The following is a 19,547-nucleotide window of genomic DNA, read 5'->3' as shown; positions in this document are numbered from 1 at the left end:
TGTTCTTGGGCGGGGCATTCCTGCCTATGGATTTTGCTCCGGTCATTGCCGGACCGCCTTCGTCGCGCCGATCACCGCTACATTACCACGACCCGGGGAGGCGTTTGCAATGCACCGTAACATGACCCGCACGTAATAAGACAGGATTGCTGTCCTAATCGCTGAAATGCCAGAAATACCAACACCAGACAAGACGGAAATGCAAATTTTTTGCGCAAAAAGCGAAAGAAAATTCCCAAACTGCAAGTATTGTCGAAATTATCCGTCATCACCGCAGATCATCCTGCAAAGCAAAAGAATGACCGCAACATCTCATCCCGGGGGCTTGATACGGAGGGGTGAAGCGCGCAATGTCGCGCCGCCACTGCTTATTTTAAGGTCAAAAGAGAGATCGACTGCATGAATTTCGCCTCCGACAACTGGGCCGGCGCCCATCCGCAAATCGCCGAAGCGCTCACAAACAATGCAGGCGGCTATGCATCGGCTTACGGTACCGGCGATCTGGACAGGCAGGTCGAGCGAACCTTCTGCGATATTTTCGAACGCGACGTGGCGGTGTTCTTCGTCGGCACCGGCACGGCCGCCAACAGCCTGTCGCTTGCGTGGGCTGCCAAACCCGGCGGCGTTGCCTTCTGCCACACGGAGGCCCACGCGATCGATGACGAAGGCGGCGCTCCAGAATATCTGACCGGCGGCGCGCGCCTCAAGGGTGTTGCAGGCCCGTTGGGGCGCATGGACCCGAATGCGCTCGACGTGGCGATCCGCGCGCATCCGGCCGAGTTCGTGCATGCAGGACAGCCCATGGCGGCGTCCATCACACAGGCAACCGAGATCGGCACGCTCTATTCCCTTGAGGAAATCGAGAAAATCGCCGGCATCTGCCGCGAGGCCGGCATCCCGCTGCACCTCGACGGCGCGCGCTTTGCCAACGCCCTGGTGGCGCTTGAAACCACACCGGCAGAGATGACCTGGAAGCGCGGTGTAGACATCGTCTCCTTCGGCGGGACCAAGAATGGCTGCTGGTGCGCGGAGGCCATTGTCGTGCTCGACCCGGCAAAGGTCGGGCAAATGCATTTCCTGCGCAAGCGCGCTGCGCACCTCTTTTCCAAATCGCGCTTCATCGCCGCACAGTTCGAAGCCTATTTCCGGGACGATTTATGGCTAAAGACGGCACAGCACGCCAACGCCATGGCCGCCGACCTCGCATCTGCCATTTCGGCCGCCGACGGCACGCGTCTCGCCTGGCAGCCACAGGCAAATGAGGTGTTTGCACTGATGACCGCCGAGAAGGCAAAGACACTGCAGGCCGCGGGCGCGAAATTTTACCCGTGGAAACCCCCTCTATCCTTTACCAGCGAGGTCAGCGCAGGAGAGGTTCTTCATCGGTTTGTGACCAGCTTTGCCACCGAGCGCTCCGAGATCGAAGCGTTCAGGCAGGCCCTGAACGGTTGAGCAGAAGGCGCGCGCGATAAACACCGCCTCACGCCCAAGTGATGGTGGCTCGCGCGCGCTTGATTTCCAAGTGAACTGTCCCTCTGAAAAAACGGGTCCTGCCGGAGCTGAAATCCGGCTTCGACACGACCTCTAGAGGAGATCATTTCATGTCCACGAAAACCGCACTCACCGCTGCCTACATTGCCGGCACAGTCGCTGCCGCTCTGTCGGCCGGTACACTCGCCACGACCACCGCTGCCCAGGCACAGGAAAAAGAAAAGTGCTATGGTGTTTCCATGGCCGGCAAGAACGATTGCGCTGCCGGCCCCGGCACCACCTGCGCCGGCACTTCGAAGGTCGACTATCAGGGCAACGCCTGGACCTATGTGGATGCAGGCACCTGCACCACGATGGAACTGCCCGGCGAACGCATGGGCTCGCTTGAGCCGCTCGATCGCGATCTGCCGTCCTGATCGACCTGACTGCATCCTGAACCAGTAATGCCGGGAGGCGCCTGATGGCACGCGAATTCGCAATTCACTCCGCAAACCAGAACCGCCTCCCGGCATTCACTCCCGCCGGCAGGGCCGGCGCGAGTTTCAAACCGCAGCATTTCGATGCAATCGCAGCAGACCCGACTTCGGTCGGCTTCGTGGAAGTGCATGCGGAAAACTATATGGGCGCGGGCGGACCGCCGCACGCCGCCCTGACCGAAATCCGCAACATGCTGCCCGTTTCCCTGCACGGCGTGTGCATGTCCATCGGCGGGATGAACCCGCTCGATCCCGAACACCTCGCCCGTTTTGCCGGCCTCGTCGAGCGATACGAACCCTTCAGGGTGTCGGAACATCTCGCCTGGTCGACCCATGACGATGTGTTTTTCAACGACCTCCTGCCCCTGCCCTATACCGACGAAACGCTGGCGCGCGTGTGCGAGCATATTGATCAGGTGCAGGAAGCGATCGGCGGACCGATCCTGCTTGAAAACCCGTCCACCTATGTTCTGTTTTCCGAATCTGTCTGGAAGGAAACCGATTTCCTGCGTGAAATCGTGAAGCGCACGGGCTGCGGCCTGCTGCTCGACATCAACAATGTGTTCGTCTCCGCAACCAATCACGGCTTCAGCGCCACCGGATACCTGGCCGATTTCCCGCTGGAGCATGTGGGCGAAATCCACCTTGCCGGCCATGACGAGCAGGAGGATGACGAGGGCGCGCCGCTGTTGATCGACAGCCATGACCGGCCCGTCGCCGACCCCGTGTGGAGCCTCTACGAGACGGTGATCAAGGCCTGCGGGCCGATCGATACCCTTGTCGAGTGGGATTCGGAGGTACCCGACTGGCCGGTCCTGCGCTCGGAAGCCATTGCCGCCGAACGCATTCTCGACCGTTATCGTGGCCATCAGCAAAACGTGAAACGCCATGCGCTCCACTCCTGACCTCGTGGCGGCCAATGCGTCCACCGCTTACGATGACGCGTTCGGTGCGGTGCTTCTCGATCCGGAGCGTGCGACACCGCGGGGCGTGACCGGTCCGCACGGCAAGGCGGCGCAGAAACGCTTCAACGTCTACCGCAACAATGTCACCCACAGCCTCGTCACGGCGCTCACCGAAATCTTCCCGGCGGTGACACAGATCCTCGGGGACGAGAATTTCCGCATGATCGCGCGCGATTTCCTGCGCGCACATCCGCCGCGCTCGCGGCTCGTCTTCGAATATGGGCATGATTTTGCGGATTTTCTCGCCGGTTTCACACCGATCCGCCATCTGAAATACCTGCCTGACGTCGCGCGGCTCGAACGCGCCTGGCTCGATGCCTATCACGCAGCCGACCGGACGCCGCTCACTGCTGCCAATCTCGGCGCGCTGCCGCCCGAGGCGCTGGCGACGGCGCTCTTCACGCCGCATCCGGCCGCACGCCTCGTCTCTTCAGACTATGCGGTCTACACGATTTTCACCGCGCACCGGGGAGGCCCGATGCCCGAGCGCATCAATGCCGGTATTGCCGAAGCTGCCCTTGTAACGCGGCCATCTATGAACGTGCAGGTGCGAAGGCTCGACCCCGGCCAGTTTCTTTTCCTTCAGGCCTTAAGCAAGGGCGTGCGCCTGCAAGACGCCGCAGGCCTGGCGCTTGAGAGCCAGCCGGACTTCGATCTCCAGGCGGCGATCGCCCTGACCATTGAAAGCGGCGCGTTTGAAGGCTGCCGCGCCGGCAACGATATCGACGAAAAGGACTGATGGCCGTGTTTCAGACAATCGAGGCGCTGCATGCGCGTGTCTTCTCAACCGTGGAGCGGATGCTCGACGGCTGGTTTCTGGGCTTTGCAGCCCGTTTCTCCTTCTTCGCCGTTCTCTATTTCTACTTCCTGAACTCGGCACGAACCAAGGTCGGAGACGGCTTTTTCGGCTTCTTTCATGTCGCTGACGGCGCCTATTACCAGATCGCACTGCCGGCGGTGGAAGCGGCAGGGGGCAACGTTTCGGCCGTGTCGTTCATTCCATGGGGATTCATTGTCTGGATGGGGACATATTCCGAGTTCGTGTTGCCATTGCTGATCGTGATCGGCCTCTTCACCCGCATTGCCGCACTCGGCATGATCGGTTTCGTGCTCGTCCAGTCCTATGTGGACATCGCCGTGCACAATGTGGGTTCGGAGACGGCGGGAGCCTGGTTCGACCGGTTCTCGGACGGACTGATCTGGGACCAGCGCACGCTCTGGGTTTTCCTGCTTCTCTATCTCGTGGTCAAAGGCGCGGGGTTGATCTCGCTCGACGCGCTTCTTTCACGCCGCCGCACGATTTCAAACAGCTGAACCAGAAGCGGCGCCACAAGGGCGCCGCCAATGCTCAATGAGCATTTCTCTGGTTTCGAGCATCGGACCGAAACGCGGAATGCGGTTTTCGGACTATTCCGATGCTCCATATATGATCTGGATCGTCCTTTGTGCGTCCGAATGGACGCACGGCGATCTAGTGGGCCTTGGCCTCAATCTCCTTCGCATCCTTCACCGAAGCGATGGGAATGCGGCGCGGCTTCATCTCCTCGGGGATGTTGCGCGTGAGATCAATGTGCAGAAGGCCGTTCTCAAGATTTGCGCCCGTCACTTCGACATGATCGGCAAGCTGGAAACGGCGCTCGAAGCTACGCGAGGCGATGCCGCGATAAAGCAGTTCGCTCTCGCCCTTCTGCTCGGCACTCTTCTCGCCCTTGACGGTGAGTACGTTGCGATGGGCCTCGATGGAAATGTCCTCTTCGCCAAACCCGGCGACAGCCATCGAGATGCGATAGGCATCTTCGCCCGTGCGCTCGATGTTGTAGGGCGGGTAAGTCTGGCCATTGTCCGGCTGACCGAGCGTATCAAGCATCGAGAAAAGCCGGTCGAAGCCGACGGTGGAACGATAAAGAGGCGAAAAATCTACGTGACGCATGGTCTGTTCTCCTGTTGAGCAACATTGCGTTATGGCCATGTTCCGAAACCCGCTTATGGGCGTTTCCGAGAGGCCAGCGACCCCGTTCTGGCGGCCGCAGAAAATATATGGGGACAGCAAAAATCAGGTTCAAGAGCCCGACCGATCCAGATGAACGGCGGATGAACGGAGCACTCGGAAACCGTTCAGCTTGGCCCCGATAGGGTGGCTCTACCTGATTGGCAGCCCTGTGTTGCCACCGGGTAAAGCACCGGATGTAACGTCCCTTCCACCGGTGCGGAACGCCGGAAGCGGCATGACGTCGCTTCCGGCATTCGATCTCCCAGAACCGTTCCGTTTCTTGCCTTTCAGCCCACCCGGCTCTATCAATCCATAGGAATATCATCTTCCGTCACCCCTCAACCATGCTCTTGAGGCCAATGATTCCGCATGGATGACCTGCTCATCGCCGTTCCGGAGAATCCCGCGCCAGACGGGATTGAAGCAGGCCTGTTGCAGACAGAGGATGGGATTTCGATCCGCTACGCGCGCGTGCCCGGCCAGGGCGAGACGAAGCGTGGCACGGTGGTGCTGCTTCCGGGCCGCAACGAATACATCGAAAAATATTTTGAGACGGCCGACGACCTCGCACAGCGTGGCTATGGATCGGCGATCCTCGACTGGCGCGGGCAGGGTGGCTCCGAGCGGCTTCTGGCGAATGCCAATCGCGGCTATGTGGAGAGTTTCGATGACTATGTGCGCGATCTGGACACGCTGTTTGAGCAGGTCGTTCTGCCGGACTGCCGGGGCCCTTACTACATCCTTGCCCACTCAACGGGCGTGCTGATTGCCCTTCTGGCCTCCCCCAGCCTCACCAACCGTGTGCGCCGCATGGTGCTTTGCGCGCCGCTGCTCGGCCTTGCCGGCTCGCCGGCCACAACGGTCTGGGTGGCGCGCCTCGCCCGGTTTCTCTACGCAATCGGGCTTGGAAAAATGTATATGCCGGGCCGGCGCAACCGGCTGAAGACACCGGATTTCTCACCCGCGGCGCTGAGTTCCGACCCCGAGCGCTTCAACCGCAACCGCGCGACGGTGACGGCATGGCCGGGGCTTGCCATCAATGGCCCGACGGTGGCCTGGACGCGTGCCATGTTCCGCGCCGTCGAGCAGGTGACGGATCCGGACTTCATGGCCCGGCTGCACATTCCCTCGCTGATTCTCGCAGCCGGAAGCGACCGTGTCGTTTCCAACAGCGCCATCGAAACCTATGCCCGACACCTGCGCAGTGGTTCGCTGCTGACGATCGATGGCGCGCGCCACGAACTTCTGCAGGAGGCCGACCGCTACCGCGAGCAGGCGCTGGCGGCCTTCTTCGCCTTTGTGGAAGGAACAGGCGACATCGACTTCTGAACCGTGTCAGCGCAGGAGCGCCATTGCCTTTTCATGGAGCTGGGGCGTGGCAGCAGCAACGATATCCCCGCCGCTTTCGGGCCGGCCGCCGGCCCAGTTCGTGATCACCCCGCCCGCCTGCTCGATGATCGGGACGAGCGCGACAATGTCGTAAGGCTGCAGGGCCGTTTCGACGACGAGGTCGATCTGCCCCGCCGCCAGCATGGCATAGGCGTAGCAGTCAGTGCCGTAGCGGGCGAGGCAGACGGATTTTTCCACCCGGTCATAGGCGGGACGGCGCAGCGCATCGAACAGCGCAGGCGTGGTGGTGCACAGCGTGGCATCGGCAAGCTCGGTCGTGTCGCGGGTTTTCAATGACCGCGCACCGCCCGGTCCCTCATAATGGGCGCCCTCGCCGACCGTATAGAAAAGCTCGCCCGTGAAGGGCTGGGACATCATGCCCGCAACCGCGCGGCCCGACACGGTGAGCCCCACCAGCGTTCCCCACAGCGGCAGGCCGGAGATGAAAGCGCGTGTGCCGTCGATGGGGTCGATGATCCAGCGATGATCGCTCGCCTCGCCCTCAAGGCCGAATTCCTCGCCCAGTATGCCATGATCGGGATAGGCCTCGCCGATCAGCGCGCGTATCGCCTTCTCGGCCTCGCGATCGGCCTCCGTGACCGGGTCGAAACCGCCATCGACCTTGTTGTCGATCAGCACCGGCTGGCGAAAGCGCGGCAGGGTCTGTTCTGCGGCAGCCTCGGCAATGCGGCGCATGAGGGCCGGCGACACGGTCATGGGGAACTCCTGAATTCTGAATTTGGGATTTCTGGATTCGGCTGACAGGCGGATGGTCGGACGCGATCTTCGCCGCGAATGCGACCGTTTGCAATGGTTGTCGAACGGTTAACGCTTGACAATGCTGCAATGCAACATAAACTTTCTTTCAGGCAGTTTATCTGCCGAATGCCCTTTTGGGCGTTTCCTCCCTAGACTTTAGGCCGCGTCGCCCATGCGATGCGGTCTTTTTTTACCCCGCCCTTCCCGGCTGAGGGAAACTCATGCTGCATTGCGAAAAATCTGCAGATCACTCGGCTGCGAGGGGAAGATCGGTGAAATGCCGCCCGGCGGTCAGCATCAGTTCGCGGGCGAAATCTGTCAGGTCATCCATCAGGGCGTTGAATCCCGGGGTCTTCTCGAGCGTCCGTTCATCCATATAGAGGCTGCGGTTGATCTCGATCTGCAGCGCATGGAGCCCCTGGGCGGGGCGGCCGTAATGCTCAGTGATGAAGCCACCGGCATAGGGCTTGTTGTGGACGACGCAATAGCCGCGCGCCGATAAAAGGCCGACCACCCATTCCGTCAGGACGGGCGCGGCCGACACGCCGAAGCGGTCGCCGATGATGAAATCGGGCCGCAGGCTGCCGTCTCCCGAACGCACCCCCGCCGGCATGGAATGACAGTCGATCAGAATGCCATGACCGAACGCGCAATGCGTGTCGATCAGAAGCCGTTTGAGACATTCATGATAGGGCTGGTAGATCGCCTCGATGCGCGAAACGGCTTCGGCCAGCGGCAACCGGCCCTGATAGATGTCGAGCCCCTCGCCGACCAGCTTGGGCACGGTGCCGAGCCCGCCGGCCACCCGCGGCGAGCGGATGTTGGCGTAGGGCGGCACCGGCTCGGAAAACATGCGCGGATCGAGTTCCCAGGGCTCCCGGTTCACATCGAGATAGGCGCGCGGGAAATTGGCGGTCAGGAGAGGCGCGCCGCAGGCGATCACGCCGGAAAAGAGCTCATCCACATAACAGTCTTCCGAACGCCGGATCACGGTGGCATCAAGCCGGCTCATTTCAAGAAAACGCTGCGGATAATGACGCCCGCTGTGCGGCGAATTGAAGACGAACGGCGCCTCCTGCGACGCTGGGGCATGCACCTCGAAAGCCGGAATCTTCCCGAAATCCGCTGCAGCATTCATCCGTGTTTTACGCCTCCGCCAAGCCTTGTCCCTGCAAAGCCTGCCACCGGCGCGCGCGCCTGTCCAGCCGCTCCACAGACTGGCCCATAAGGATTCACTTGATATTTACCACGCGAGAATCATATAGCTGATGACATACAAGCGGTTTGCGGGACGACCGCTCTCGCACGATTCGGACGGCACAATGGCACGGATTCTCCTGGCGGAAGACGATAACGACATGAGGCGCTTTCTCGTGAAGGCGCTGGAACGGGCAGGTTACGAAGTCGTCGACTTCGACAATGGCGCGGGCGCCTATGACCGGCTGCGCGAAGAGCCTTTCTCTCTCCTTTTGACCGACATCGTGATGCCGGAGATGGACGGCATCGAACTCGCCAGGCGCGCGACGGAAATCGATCCGGACTTAAAGGTGATGTTCATCACGGGTTTTGCCGCCGTGGCGCTGAACCCCGATTCGAATGCACCCCAGGACGCAAAAGTCCTGTCCAAGCCCTTCCATCTGCGCGATCTCGTCAACGAGGTGGAGAAACTTCTACAGGCGGCCTGAACCGGGTTTCCGGCGGGGAAAGCGCGGCATCCGGGACGGTTGTCGAAATTGCCGTAAAATCCCCAAACTACCTATTGACGCCTGCCGCAATTTTATGATCTATGCGCGGCGTCGGATGGGCGTGTAGCTCAGCGGGAGAGCACTACGTTGACATCGTAGGGGTCACTGGTTCAATCCCAGTCACGCCCACCATCCGTTTCCCATAAAAATAAGTATTTTACCAAAAGAGCCCGTGGCTCTAACGCACAACTTCAGTTGGCGTCGACGCAGCCGCAAACTAGCTGACCTCCCCTGCCCGGCGTCATGCCTGAAGGGGCGGCCCGCCGCCCGGTCGCGCCGCTGCCGACCGATAGACCGCCAGCGTGAACTGAACGTGTTCGCGCAGGAGCGCGGCCGCGCGCACCGCATCGCGTGCCAGCGCCGCCTCCATCAGCCGCGTGTGGTTGGCAAGGGACAGCGCTTCTTCCAGCAACGCCAGCGTCGGCGCATCGTGTTCGGCTTCACGCCCCGCATCACCATCTGGCGTAAACAGAAGCGCCTGATGGTGCCGCCTCAGCTGTTCGGAAATCTGCCTCTGAAAGGATTTCAGCCAGCCTGATCTGGCAGCGGCGAGAAGCGATCCATGGAAGGCATCATGCGCATCCATCCAGGAGACGAATGCCGCTGCACGATCGCTGCAAAGGGCGGCAGAGGCGCGTGCCAACCGATGGTGACACGCCACGATGGCGCTTTCCCATTCCAGATCGCCATGGGCTATGGCGTCCTCCAGAAGCGCCGTTTCCACGACAGCCCGCGCCTGCTCGAGATCTTCCAGTTCCGCAACCGAGACCGATGCTACACGGTAGCCGCGATTGGGGCTGAGAACGGCAAGGCCCGCCTCTTCAAGCCGCGACAGTGCTTCGCGCAGCGGCGTGTACCCGACACCATAACGCTTCGACAGCGCCATCAGACGCAGGGGCGCACCGGGCGCCAGAACACCACTGACAATATCCCGCTTGAGGGCAGCAAGCGCTCCCTCGGGCTCCAGCGGATCGCTCTGTGGCATTGTCTTGACCTCAGATTTCATATAATCAATCATATTATATATAATCTTGCGAGCCAATAGAGCTTTGATCAAATGAGCGTAGCCAAACCAAATCAGAACGCAGACACGATGGCAAATGCCCAGGAGAGCGACAGGCTCGACCCGCTGAAGGCGTATCGTTCCAGATTTACGCTTCCGGAAGGCGTTATCTATCTGGATGGCAACAGCCTTGGCGTCCTGCCGGCAGGTCTTGGCGATCGCATGCGCGACGTGATCGAACACCAGTGGGGCGAACGCCTGGTGCGCGGCTGGAACGACGCCGGCTGGATTGACCTGCCATCCCGGGTCGCCGGAAAAATCGCTGCCCTTGTCGGCGCCGGCGCGAACTGCGTGACCGTTGGCGATTCCACGTCGATCAATGTCTTCAAGGTGCTTTCCGCAGCCCTCTCCCTGCGACCGGATCGGCGTGTCATTCTCTCTGACAGCAACAATTTTCCAACCGATCTTTATGTCGCCGACGGGCTTACCCGCCTCCTTGGTCAGGGCTATGAGCTGAAACTTGCCACAGCCGACACGATGGAAGAAGCCGTGGACGAAACCGTTGCCGCAGTGCTGCTGACGGAAGTCGACTACCGGACCGGCGAGCGCTACGACATGGAGGCCATGACGAAGCACATTCACGGCAAGGGCGCGTTGGCAATCTGGGATCTGTGCCACAGCGCTGGCGCTTTTCCCGTCCACCTCGATGCCGCCGGGGCGGATTTCGCCATCGGCTGCGGCTACAAATACCTGAATGGCGGTCCCGGGGCGCCAGCCTTCCTTTATGTCGCAGAACGCCATCTGGAAGACGTCGCCCCGGCTCTTTCGGGCTGGATGGGGCACGACGCCCCCTTTGCGTTCACCACCGATTACAGGCCGGCAGACGGCATAGGCCGAATGAAGGTGGGCACACCGCCGATCCTCTCCCTCTCCGCGCTCAACATCGCGCTTGACGCCTTCGAGGGCGTCGACATTGCGCTGGTGCGGCAGAAGTCGCAGGAATTGTGCGATCGGTTCATAGCCGAGGTCGAGCATCGCTGCCCGGAACTGGAACTGGTGACACCCCGCGTGCATGAACAGCGCGGCAGCCAGGTGTCGTTCCGGCATCCTGAAGGCTACGCGATCATGCAGGCCCTCATCGCCAATGGCGTGATCGGCGATTTTCGCGCTCCCGACATTCTGCGGTTTGGCATGACACCGCTTTACCTGCGGCACACCGACATCTTGGCCGCTGCGGAAATTCTGGAACGTGTCTTGCGGCAGAAGCTCTGGGACCGGGAAGAATATCGCACGCGCGCGAAGGTGACGTGACACCTGCTCCCTGTCTGATTGGCGGAGCTGTTCGGGAAACGGCTCCGTCTGGCTCCCGTAGCCTTACGATAATTTAATACTAGAAAAGATGAAAAGCCGCCCGGAAGCTGGCATAAAGAACATGGCCTGAAGCGACCGGTATACCGGCTGACGAGCGCCGCCTCCATTGCCAAGACCGAATAGCCGGAGCGTGCATGTCTTTCTGGAAACAGGCAGTTGCCTGCCTCATCATTCTTATTGCAGCAGCCTTTGCATGGTTCCTGTACTATCCGGGCGCACAGGATGTGCTGGCGCGTGCGGGTCTTGTCTCTCCCAGCCAAACCTCTGCAGAAAACACCGCAGCGCGCGGACCGCAGCGCGGAGGCCGCGGCGGAGGCGCGCCCGGTCCAGTGGTGACCGCACCCATCACCCAAGCGACAATCAACGACAGGCTTTCCGCCATCGGCACCGGCAGGGCGCGACGCTCGGTCATCGTCAATCCGCTCACGGCGGGCACGCTGGTTGAAATTGCGGTCACGTCCGGCGCTGAGGTGAAGACCGGTGACCTTATTGCCAGGCTCGATTCCGATTCCGAGGAAATCGCTCTGGACCGTGCCGTAATCGCCCTTGATGACGCCCGGGCGACGCTCGAACGCATCAAGGCACTGCGCACATCCAACACGGTGAGCGTGGTGCAGCAGAACGAAGCCGAGCTTGCGCTGCGCAATGCAGAACTGGCCAAACGTGAAGCCGAACTCGCACTTGAACGCCGCTCCATCACCGCCCCCATCGACGGCACGGTCGGCATCCTGCCGATCTCGGCAGGCAGCTATGTGACGAGCAGCACGGAAATCGCCAGCATTGACGACCGGTCGCAGATCCTGGTGGATTTCTGGATCCCCGAGCGCTACGCCGACCTGATCGACATTGGTTCGCCGCTGACGGCCACCTCGGTCGCCCGGGCATCTTCGGTCCATGAAGGCGAAATCAGCGCCATCGACAATCGCATCGACCCGGAAAGTCGCACGCTGCGCATCGAGGGACGCATCGACAATCCCGACGACCGGCTGCGGGCCGGAATGGCATTCACCATTTCCATGCGCTTCCCCGGCGAAACCTATCCGGCTATCGACCCGCTGGCGATCCAGTGGAGTTCTGACGGGCCGTTCGTCTGGACCGTTGAAAACGGCATGGCGCGGCAGAAGCCGGTGCGCATCGTCCAGCGCAATGCCGACAGCGTTCTGGTCGATGCCGAGTTCGGCGAGAACGACCTTGTCGTCACCCAGGGCATCCACAATGTGCGCGAGGGCGCACCCGTTGAAACGGCGGGCAATCCGGCCAATGCCGGCGCAAGACTTGCCAATGCGGAAGGGTCCGCGACGTGAAGGAGACGCTTCACAACGCCCAGGCGGGCATCACCGCTCTCTTCGTCCGGCGGCCGGTTCTGGCCTTTGTTTTCAACACGCTGATTGCCGTGGCGGGTCTTGCCGCCCTCTTCGGCATCGAAGTCCGCGAACTGCCGGATGTCGATCGCCCGGTCATCACCGTTTCCACCAATTTTTCCGGCGCCGCCGCAGAAACGATGGACCGCGAGGTGACCGCCATCATCGAAGGTGCCGCGGCCCGTGTCTCGGGCGTGGTGGCGATCTCGTCGGATTCTTCCTACGGCCGCAGCCGGGTGACGGTGGAATTCAGCGACAGTGTCAATCTGGACACCGCCGCATCCGACCTGCGCGATGCGGTGAGCCGCATCCAGAACAGCCTTCCCGATGATGCGGATGCGCCGCGCATCATCAAATCCGACAATGATGCGCAGGCGGTGATGCGCATTGCGCTCACCTCTGCGAGCATGCCGGTGCAGGAACTGACGACGCTGGTCGAGGATGAAGTCGTCGATGCCTTTTCCGCCGTGCCCGGTGTCGCCGACGTGCAGGTCTATGGAGACCGGACCGAGATTTTCCGCGTCGACATCGACCAGACGAAACTCTCCAGCATGGGACTGACGGTCGCCGACGTTTCGCAGGCACTCGGCACGGTCGCGTTCGACACGCCGGCAGGCTCCCTCAGCAACACGACCCAGGACCTGACCGTGCGCGCCACGGCCGCCATCTCCACACCGGAAGAGTTCGAAGCGATCTATCTCAAGGACTACGTCCGGCTGGGAGAGGTCGCGACGGTAACACTTGGCGGCGATCTGGGAGAAAGCCAGTTGCGCGCCAATGGCCGCACCGGCATCGGGCTGGGCATCGTGCGCCAGGCACAGTCGAACACGCTCGAGATTTCCACCGGCGTCCGCAAGGCGGTGGAGGACGTGCGCGAGGTCCTGCCCGAAGGGGTCGACATCGAGGTCACCAGCGATGATGCGACCTTTATCAACGGCGCCATCCATGAGGTAGAGATCGCACTGATGATCGCCGTGACGGTGGTCCTTCTGGTCATCTTCATCTTCCTGCGCGACGTCCGCGCGACAATCATCCCCGGCCTCGCCATTCCGGTCGCGCTGATCGGCACTCTGGCGACCATCTATCTGACCGGCTTTTCCATCAACATCCTCACCCTTCTGGCGCTCGTCCTGGCCACCGGGCTCGTGGTGGACGACGCCATCGTGGTGCTGGAAAACATCGTGCGCCGGCGCAATGAAGGCATGGGCGCGCGCGCAGCCGCCGTGCTCGGCACACAGGAAGTCTTCTTCGCAGTGCTGGCAACGACGGCGACGCTGATCGCGGTCTTTGTGCCCATTTCCTTCCTGCCGGGGCAGGCAGGCGGCCTCTTCAAGGAATTCGGCTTCGTTCTGGCCATGGCGGTTTTTCTTTCTTCCATTGTGGCGCTCTCGCTCTGCCCGATGCTGGCGTCCCGCATGCTGGCCTCCCATCCCGAAGGCGAAGCGGGGGAGGCCACCGGAATGGGCGCACGCGCCGGGCGGGCCCTTTCCACCATCTATCGACGCTGCCTGCATGCCTGCCTCAACGCGCCTGCCCTGGTGATCGTGATTTCGGTTCTCTTCGCGGCGGCCGCCTATGGCGCGTTCGGCTTCATCAAATCCGAAATCACGCCGAGCGAAGATCGCTCGATTGCCTTCATGCGTGTTTCGGCACCACAGGGTGTCAGCCTGGACTACTTTGCAGAACGGATGCGCCGCATCGAAGCGCTGATAGAGCCGCTGCGCGACAGCGGAGAAGTGGTCAGCACATTCTCGATCGCCGGCCGCGGCTCTTCCAACAGCGGCTTCCTGGTTCTGCGTCTGGCCGACTGGGAAAGCCGCACGCGCAGCCAGCAGGAGATCGTTGCCGACATTTCCACCCGCGTGCGCAATGAACCCGGCGTACGCGCCTTCGTCTTCCAGCCCAACAGTCTTGGCATCCGCGGTGCGGGCAACGGACTGAGTTTCGCAATCGCCGGCAACAATTACGCAAAACTGACGGAGACCGCAGAAAAGATCGTCGCGGCCATGGACGAGGATCCGGACTTCCGTCAGGCCCGCCTCTCCGACGACACGACGCAGCCCCAGCTTTCCATCGCCATCGACCGCGACCGCGCGTTCGATCTGGGGATCGACATCGACGGCCTTGGCAACACGATCCAGGCGATGCTCGATGGCCGCAAAATCGGCTCGGTCTTCATCGACGACCGCAGCGTCGACGTCAAACTGGTTTCGACCACCAATCCGGTGAACGATCCCACCGATCTGGAGAACATCTACATCAAGGCCGGCGACGGACGCTTCGTGCCTTTGTCCGTCATCGCCACTCTGAAGGAGCAGGCCGTACCGCCATCGCTTTCGCGCGAGGATCAGTTGCGTTCGGTCGGCATCAACGCCGCGCTCGGCGATGTGGCACTCGGCGAAGCCTATCAGCGGGCGCAGGAGATCGCCGCGCCCCTGCTCGAACCGGGCATGCGGCTTGTGCCGCTCGGAGAAGCAGCCGCACTTGGCGAGACCGCCAACTCGATGCTGATCATTTTCGGTTTTGCGCTGGTCATCATCCTCCTCGTTCTGGCAGCCCAGTTCGAGAGCTTCGTCAGCGCAATCATCATCATGGCCACGGTTCCGCTCGGGCTCGCCTGCGCCGTGTTCGCCATGCTTCTGACGGGCACCAGCCTCAACGTCTACAGCCAGATCGGCCTCGTGCTCCTCGTCGGCATCATGGCCAAGAACGGCATTCTCATCGTCGAGTTCGCCAACCAGCTCCGCGATCGCGGGCTGGGCGTGCGCGAGGCCATCGAGGAGGCATCGTTGATCCGCCTGCGTCCGGTGGCCATGACAATGATCTGTACGATTGTCGGGGGCGTGCCGCTGGTGCTCGCAAGCGGCGCAGGCGCGGAAGCGCGCATCGCACTTGGCTGGGTGATCGTTGGAGGTCTCGGCCTTTCGACGCTGTCGACCCTCTTCCTCACCCCGGTTGCCTATCTGATGCTCGGGCGTTTCATCACCCCAAAGGTGGAGGAGGAAGCGAGGCTCCAACGCGAACTTGACCACGCGTCGCGGATCGGCGGGAAGGCATCCTGACGGATGCCTCTTCAGGCGGGTGACAATCGCAGTACAAAACTGTATCTGTGCGCGGCGCGCGGGTGGGGAAGCACACCGCGCAACCAGTTCAACAGCCACGGAGTGCCCCGTTGACCACCGGGACAATCAGCATTGAAGAAGCCGAGAAACTGGTAGGGCAGGAAGTCGGCCTGTCCAACTGGCGTGTCGTCACCCAGGAGATGATCGATCAGTTCGCCGCGGCGACGGACGATCACCAGTTCATCCATACCAACCCCGAGCGCGCGGCCCGGGAAACGCCCTATGGCGGCACCATCGCGCACGGTTTCCTGTCGCTGTCGCTGCTGTCGACCATGGTGTTCGAAGCCGTGCCGCGGCTCGAGGGGTCTGCCATGGGCGTGAACTTCGGCTTCGAGCGCATCCGTTTTCTGGCACCGGTGCGATGCGGCGCCCGCATCCGCGCCCGTTTTGTTCTCGCCGCGATCAAGCTGCGCCCATCGGGCATTGCCGAGGTCAACTACGATGTCTCCGTGGAGATCGAGAACTCGATGAAGCCCGCTCTCACCGCGCATTGGCTGACACTGGCGATGCCCGACCGGACAAAGGACGACTGACCGGTCTGGCGGTTTCCTGCAATCTCATCAAAGCGACACAGGGCCGTTCAGCACCCGACAGGCGCTGCCACCTTTCAAGAGAAGAGTCGCCGGCATTAACGTTACAAGCCTTAAGAGAATTGCCTGCCCGCTTCGCGGAAGCTATTCATCAAAATAAATAGCGTGTCATTTCAGATTGTTGACCGCGTTCCCGTTATTTCGAGAGTTTTCATGACCGTCAGTTCAAACGCCCCGCCAGAAGAAAAAGCCCCAAGAAATCCGTATGCAGATCGTGAAAGCCTCGAGTTCAATTTCCGCGCCAAGCGATTTCAAAACGTCCGTCCGCTTATCGAGGATGCCCTTGCCGAGAAACGGCAGATCAGAATTCTCGACCTCGGAGGAACCGAAGAATACTGGAAGATCGGTGCGGATTTTCTGAACCATCACCGTCAGAAGTTGAAGATCACGCTCCTCAACCTTGAAGCGGAACAGGTGGAGGACACGGAAATGTTCCACGCGCTTTCAGGTGACGCTGCCGATCCGGACCTTTTTGCCGGAGAGCGGTTCGATTTCGTTCATTCGAACTCTGTCGTGGAGCACGTTGGAAGCTGGGAACGCATGATGCAGTTCGCCGAGAACACGAAGCGGCTCTCTCGGCGCTATTTCGTGCAGACCCCGAACTTCTGGTTTCCCTTCGAACCGCATTTTCGCATGCCCGGGTTTCAGTATCTTCCCAAGGCAGCCAGGATCGCACTCGTACAGCGCTTTCAACTGGGTTTTTTCCCGCGCACTCCCGATCCGGAAGAAGCCTGCGATCTGGTTGAGCACAACACGCTCATCTCCACGCGGCAGATGCGGCGATTATTCGATGACGGCCACATCGTGCTTGAGAAATTCGCCTTCCTGAACAAGTCGATCATGGCCATGCGCACGCACTGAGCGCGGCATCAATATCTCCCGTCCCGGGTTACGCCAGACGGCAGGGAAACCAGGAGCAGGGACGATGAGAAAGGCCGGAAGCGGCTGACGTTCCGACCCTCGAGGGCAGTTCAGCGTTTCATGGAAACGCCGCTCCGCTCCATCTGTCTTTGCGCATTCACGCGAGCGTCAGGGGACTCTACCCCACCACAAAATGCTCAAAAGCCCCTACTCTTCCTTCTGGGCCTGAACGTCATGCTCGGGCGCCGCCGAGACCAGTTCAGATGCGGTCGACTGCACCAATAGCAGATAGCGCTCATACTGGATCAGCACATCGTGAATGATCTGATCGCGTGTCATACCCATGATGTCGTAGCCCCTGCTGCCGCTCGAAAACTGGGTGCGGGCCTCATAACGCAAGCCGGACCGCGCCGCATCGAAGGCCGAGAACGCCGGCAGTTTCTGCGAAGCCGGGGTCACCCCGTAAACGAAGTTGCGCATGTCGTCGGCCGGCGATGTGAGCGCGATCGCGCCGCTTTCCTCTTCCTCGACAAAGGCTTCACGCCCCCGCTCGGTCAGTTCCCTCGCCACCTGCTCCAGTGCGGGCTTCACGTCCTTGTGGATGAAGGCGAGCGTTTCCTTCTCACTCGGCGCATGCAGCATCAGCCCCAGCCTGCGCTGCCATGTGAGCCCGGAGGCGGGATAGGCCGGGGCCACCTGCGGCACTGCGGCATGGGCTTCGCGCTGCGCCAGGTCAGCCCGCATGCCGACATAGAGCGCCCAGACCAGCGCAAGCATGACAAAGGTGAACGGCAACGCACTGGCAATGGTTGCCGACTGCAGCGCCCCGAGGCCACCGGCCAGAAGAAGGGATGCGGCAACCAGCCCCTCCAGCGCGCACCAGAAGACACGCTGCAGGGTCGTCGTTTCCGTCTCACCGCCGGCTGCGATCGTGTCGATGACGAGAGAACCGGAATCCGACGAAGTGATGAAGAAGATCGCCACGAGCGCAACTGCCAGTGTCGATGTGAGGCCGGTAAGCGGCAGATAGGTGAAGAACTGGAAAAGACCGACTGACACATCCCTGGCAACTTCGGCACCCAGCTCACCAGCGGCGATGCCGGTGTCCACGAAGATCGCCGTGTTGCCGAACACCGTCATCCAGAAAAAGGTAAAACCCGCCGGGATGAACAGCACTGCCGTTACGAACTCACGCACGGTGCGCCCGCGTGAAATGCGGGCGATGAACATGCCGACGAATGGTGACCAGGAGATCCACCATGCCCAGTAGAAAAGGGTCCAGCCGTCGATCCAGGGGGTCGGTTCATATGCGTAAATGTTGAAGGTGCGCAGAACGAGCGTGTCGAGGTAGAGGCCGATATTCTGGACGAAGTCCCGAAAGAGATCAGCCGTTGGCCCGACAATCAGAACGAAGATCATCAGCAGGACTGCGACAATCAGATTGGTCTCGGACAGAATGCGCACCCCCTTGTCGAGCCCCGTAACCACCGAGATGGTGGCAAAGGCGGTGATGACCGCGATCAGCGGCAGCTGCACCCAGGGGGCGATGGGCAGGCCGATCAGATAATTGAGACCGGCATTGATCTGGGTAACGCCGAGCCCGAGCGACGTGGCGATACCGAACATGGTGCCGACGATGGCAAAGATATCGACCGCATGGCCGATGGGACCGTTGATCCTGTCCTTCAACAGCGGATAGAGGCCTGAACGGATCGTAAGCGGCAGATTGTAGCGATAGCCGAAATAGGCGAGCGACAGGCCAACCACGGCGTAGATGGCCCAGGCATGAATGCCCCAGTGGAAGAAGGTGACCGTCATGGCTTCACGCATCGCGGCGATGCTGCCGGGTTCCGCGGTGGGTGGCGCAAGAAAATGCGTCATCGGCTCCCCGACCGCATAAAACATCAGCCCGATGCCCATGCCTGCAGCAAAGAGCATGGCAACCCAGGAATGATATTTGAACTCGGGTTCGGAATCGTCCGGGCCCAGCTTCAGCCTGCCGAACTGCCCGAAAGAAAACAGAAGCACCGCCGCCAGAAAAATGCCGACAGCAAGGAGATAGAGCCAGCCGAAGCTCGCCAGGATGCTGCTCTGCAGTGCGGAGAACAGCTCCCCTGCCCGACCGGGAAAAACGATGCCGATCAAAAGAAACACGGCGATGATGGAGACCGCACCGAAAAAAACCGGCGGGTTGATGACAAAGCGATTAAACATGGGGATTACTTTTTGCGCTCCCGTTTTCGAAATGGCGGATGGCGCTCTCAAGCATTGGCTCGCACGGAGTATGGCCGTTCCCTGAATGGCTGGAACACGGCCGCGGAGCGCCGGCGGCAGGCGCCCCGTTTCTGGGGTCCATGACCCGGTTTGTCAATGACAGGCAGTTCCCGAAGCTGCGCATGCCCCTGCAGCCGGCAAGAGAGAACG

Annotated in this window: 17 protein-coding genes and 1 tRNA gene; 13 read left to right on the top strand and 5 right to left on the bottom strand. The window is 61.2% G+C overall.

Features of this window, described 5'->3' with window-relative positions:
* Positions 1–399 precede the first annotated feature (399 nt).
* The 5 genes from AC07E3_RS16385 to AC07E3_RS16365 all read left to right on the top strand — a co-directional run bounded on the left by AC07E3_RS16385 (position 400) and on the right by AC07E3_RS16365 (position 4,246).
* Complete coding sequence (locus AC07E3_RS16385; protein WP_478363372.1) at positions 400–1,452, top strand: threonine aldolase family protein; 1,053 nt, start codon at positions 400–402, stop codon at positions 1,450–1,452.
* 149 nt (positions 1,453–1,601) lie between these two features.
* Positions 1,602–1,907 (top strand): BufA1 family periplasmic bufferin-type metallophore, encoded by a 306-nt coding sequence (locus tag AC07E3_RS16380; RefSeq protein WP_007008556.1) that lies wholly within the window; start codon positions 1,602–1,604, stop codon positions 1,905–1,907.
* Positions 1,908–1,951: 44 nt separating this feature from the next.
* Positions 1,952–2,872, top strand: coding sequence for an MNIO family bufferin maturase (gene bufB, locus AC07E3_RS16375; protein WP_223006193.1), 921 nt, complete (start codon positions 1,952–1,954; stop codon positions 2,870–2,872).
* Positions 2,856–3,671 carry an HvfC/BufC N-terminal domain-containing protein gene (locus AC07E3_RS16370; RefSeq protein WP_478363370.1) on the top strand — a complete coding sequence of 272 codons (816 nt, stop codon included), beginning with the start codon at positions 2,856–2,858 and terminating at the stop codon, positions 3,669–3,671. Before bufB ends, AC07E3_RS16370 begins: the two co-directional genes overlap by 17 nt.
* Positions 3,671–4,246, top strand: a complete 576-nt coding sequence (locus AC07E3_RS16365; RefSeq protein WP_336069207.1) for a DoxX family protein — start codon at positions 3,671–3,673, stop codon at positions 4,244–4,246. Before AC07E3_RS16370 ends, AC07E3_RS16365 begins: the two co-directional genes overlap by 1 nt.
* Positions 4,247–4,403: 157 nt before the next feature.
* Here AC07E3_RS16365 and AC07E3_RS16360 read toward each other — a convergent pair whose 3' ends face one another.
* Positions 4,404–4,862 (bottom strand): Hsp20 family protein, encoded by a 459-nt coding sequence (locus tag AC07E3_RS16360; protein WP_007008552.1) that lies wholly within the window; start codon positions 4,860–4,862, stop codon positions 4,404–4,406.
* A gap of 429 nt (positions 4,863–5,291) precedes the next feature.
* On the opposite strand from AC07E3_RS16360, the gene AC07E3_RS16355 reads away from it, so the two are divergent.
* Positions 5,292–6,251 (top strand): alpha/beta fold hydrolase, encoded by a 960-nt coding sequence (locus AC07E3_RS16355; protein WP_478363368.1) that lies wholly within the window; start codon positions 5,292–5,294, stop codon positions 6,249–6,251.
* A 6-nt stretch (positions 6,252–6,257) separates the two neighbouring features.
* On the opposite strand, the gene hisN is transcribed toward AC07E3_RS16355, so the two are convergent.
* Complete coding sequence (gene hisN, locus AC07E3_RS16350; RefSeq protein ID WP_007008550.1) at positions 6,258–7,028, bottom strand: histidinol-phosphatase; 771 nt, start codon at positions 7,026–7,028, stop codon at positions 6,258–6,260.
* Between the two features lie 289 nt (positions 7,029–7,317).
* Complete coding sequence (locus AC07E3_RS16345) at positions 7,318–8,208, bottom strand: N-formylglutamate amidohydrolase (protein ID WP_336069198.1); 891 nt, start codon at positions 8,206–8,208, stop codon at positions 7,318–7,320.
* Positions 8,209–8,392: 184 nt separating this feature from the next.
* Here AC07E3_RS16345 and cpdR point away from each other — a divergent pair, with 184 nt between their 5' ends.
* Together cpdR and AC07E3_RS16335 are read left to right on the top strand one after the other, a co-directional pair.
* A complete protein-coding gene (gene cpdR / locus AC07E3_RS16340) occupies positions 8,393–8,755 on the top strand; it encodes a cell cycle two-component system response regulator CpdR (RefSeq protein WP_007008549.1) in 363 nt (120 codons plus the stop codon).
* 117 nt (positions 8,756–8,872) lie between these two features.
* Positions 8,873–8,947: transfer RNA gene (locus AC07E3_RS16335), tRNA-Val, on the top strand.
* 109 nt (positions 8,948–9,056) lie between these two features.
* Here the strand turns inward: AC07E3_RS16335 and AC07E3_RS16330 are convergent.
* Positions 9,057–9,821, bottom strand: a complete 765-nt coding sequence (locus tag AC07E3_RS16330; RefSeq protein ID WP_336069195.1) for a GntR family transcriptional regulator — start codon at positions 9,819–9,821, stop codon at positions 9,057–9,059.
* Between the two features lie 87 nt (positions 9,822–9,908).
* On the opposite strand from AC07E3_RS16330, the gene kynU reads away from it, so the two are divergent.
* The 5 genes from kynU (at position 9,909) to AC07E3_RS16305 (ending at position 17,123) form a co-directional block, all read left to right on the top strand.
* A complete protein-coding gene (kynU, locus tag AC07E3_RS16325) occupies positions 9,909–11,129 on the top strand; it encodes a kynureninase (protein ID WP_478363400.1) in 1,221 nt (406 codons plus the stop codon).
* Positions 11,130–11,323: 194 nt separating this feature from the next.
* Positions 11,324–12,493 carry an efflux RND transporter periplasmic adaptor subunit gene (locus tag AC07E3_RS16320; RefSeq protein WP_459438732.1) on the top strand — a complete coding sequence of 390 codons (1,170 nt, stop codon included), beginning with the start codon at positions 11,324–11,326 and terminating at the stop codon, positions 12,491–12,493.
* The gene (locus AC07E3_RS16315) at positions 12,490–15,612 is read left to right on the top strand and encodes an efflux RND transporter permease subunit (RefSeq protein ID WP_478363364.1); all 3,123 of its coding nucleotides are present in this window, start codon (positions 12,490–12,492) and stop codon (positions 15,610–15,612) included. Before AC07E3_RS16320 ends, AC07E3_RS16315 begins: the two co-directional genes overlap by 4 nt.
* 110 nt (positions 15,613–15,722) lie before the next feature.
* The gene (locus AC07E3_RS16310; RefSeq protein WP_478363362.1) at positions 15,723–16,205 is read left to right on the top strand and encodes a MaoC family dehydratase; all 483 of its coding nucleotides are present in this window, start codon (positions 15,723–15,725) and stop codon (positions 16,203–16,205) included.
* 210 nt (positions 16,206–16,415) lie between these two features.
* Complete coding sequence (locus AC07E3_RS16305; protein WP_223006202.1) at positions 16,416–17,123, top strand: methyltransferase domain-containing protein; 708 nt, start codon at positions 16,416–16,418, stop codon at positions 17,121–17,123.
* A gap of 207 nt (positions 17,124–17,330) precedes the next feature.
* Here the strand turns inward: AC07E3_RS16305 and AC07E3_RS16300 are convergent, their stop codons facing one another.
* Positions 17,331–19,337, bottom strand: coding sequence for a BCCT family transporter (locus AC07E3_RS16300; protein WP_322338529.1), 2,007 nt, complete (start codon positions 19,335–19,337; stop codon positions 17,331–17,333).
* Positions 19,338–19,547: the final 210 nt, after the last annotated feature.

This window comes from Nitratireductor lacus (genome assembly GCF_056431025.1).
The sequence above is the reverse complement of the archived record's forward strand: the minus strand, read 5'-3'. Positions and strand labels throughout refer to the sequence as shown.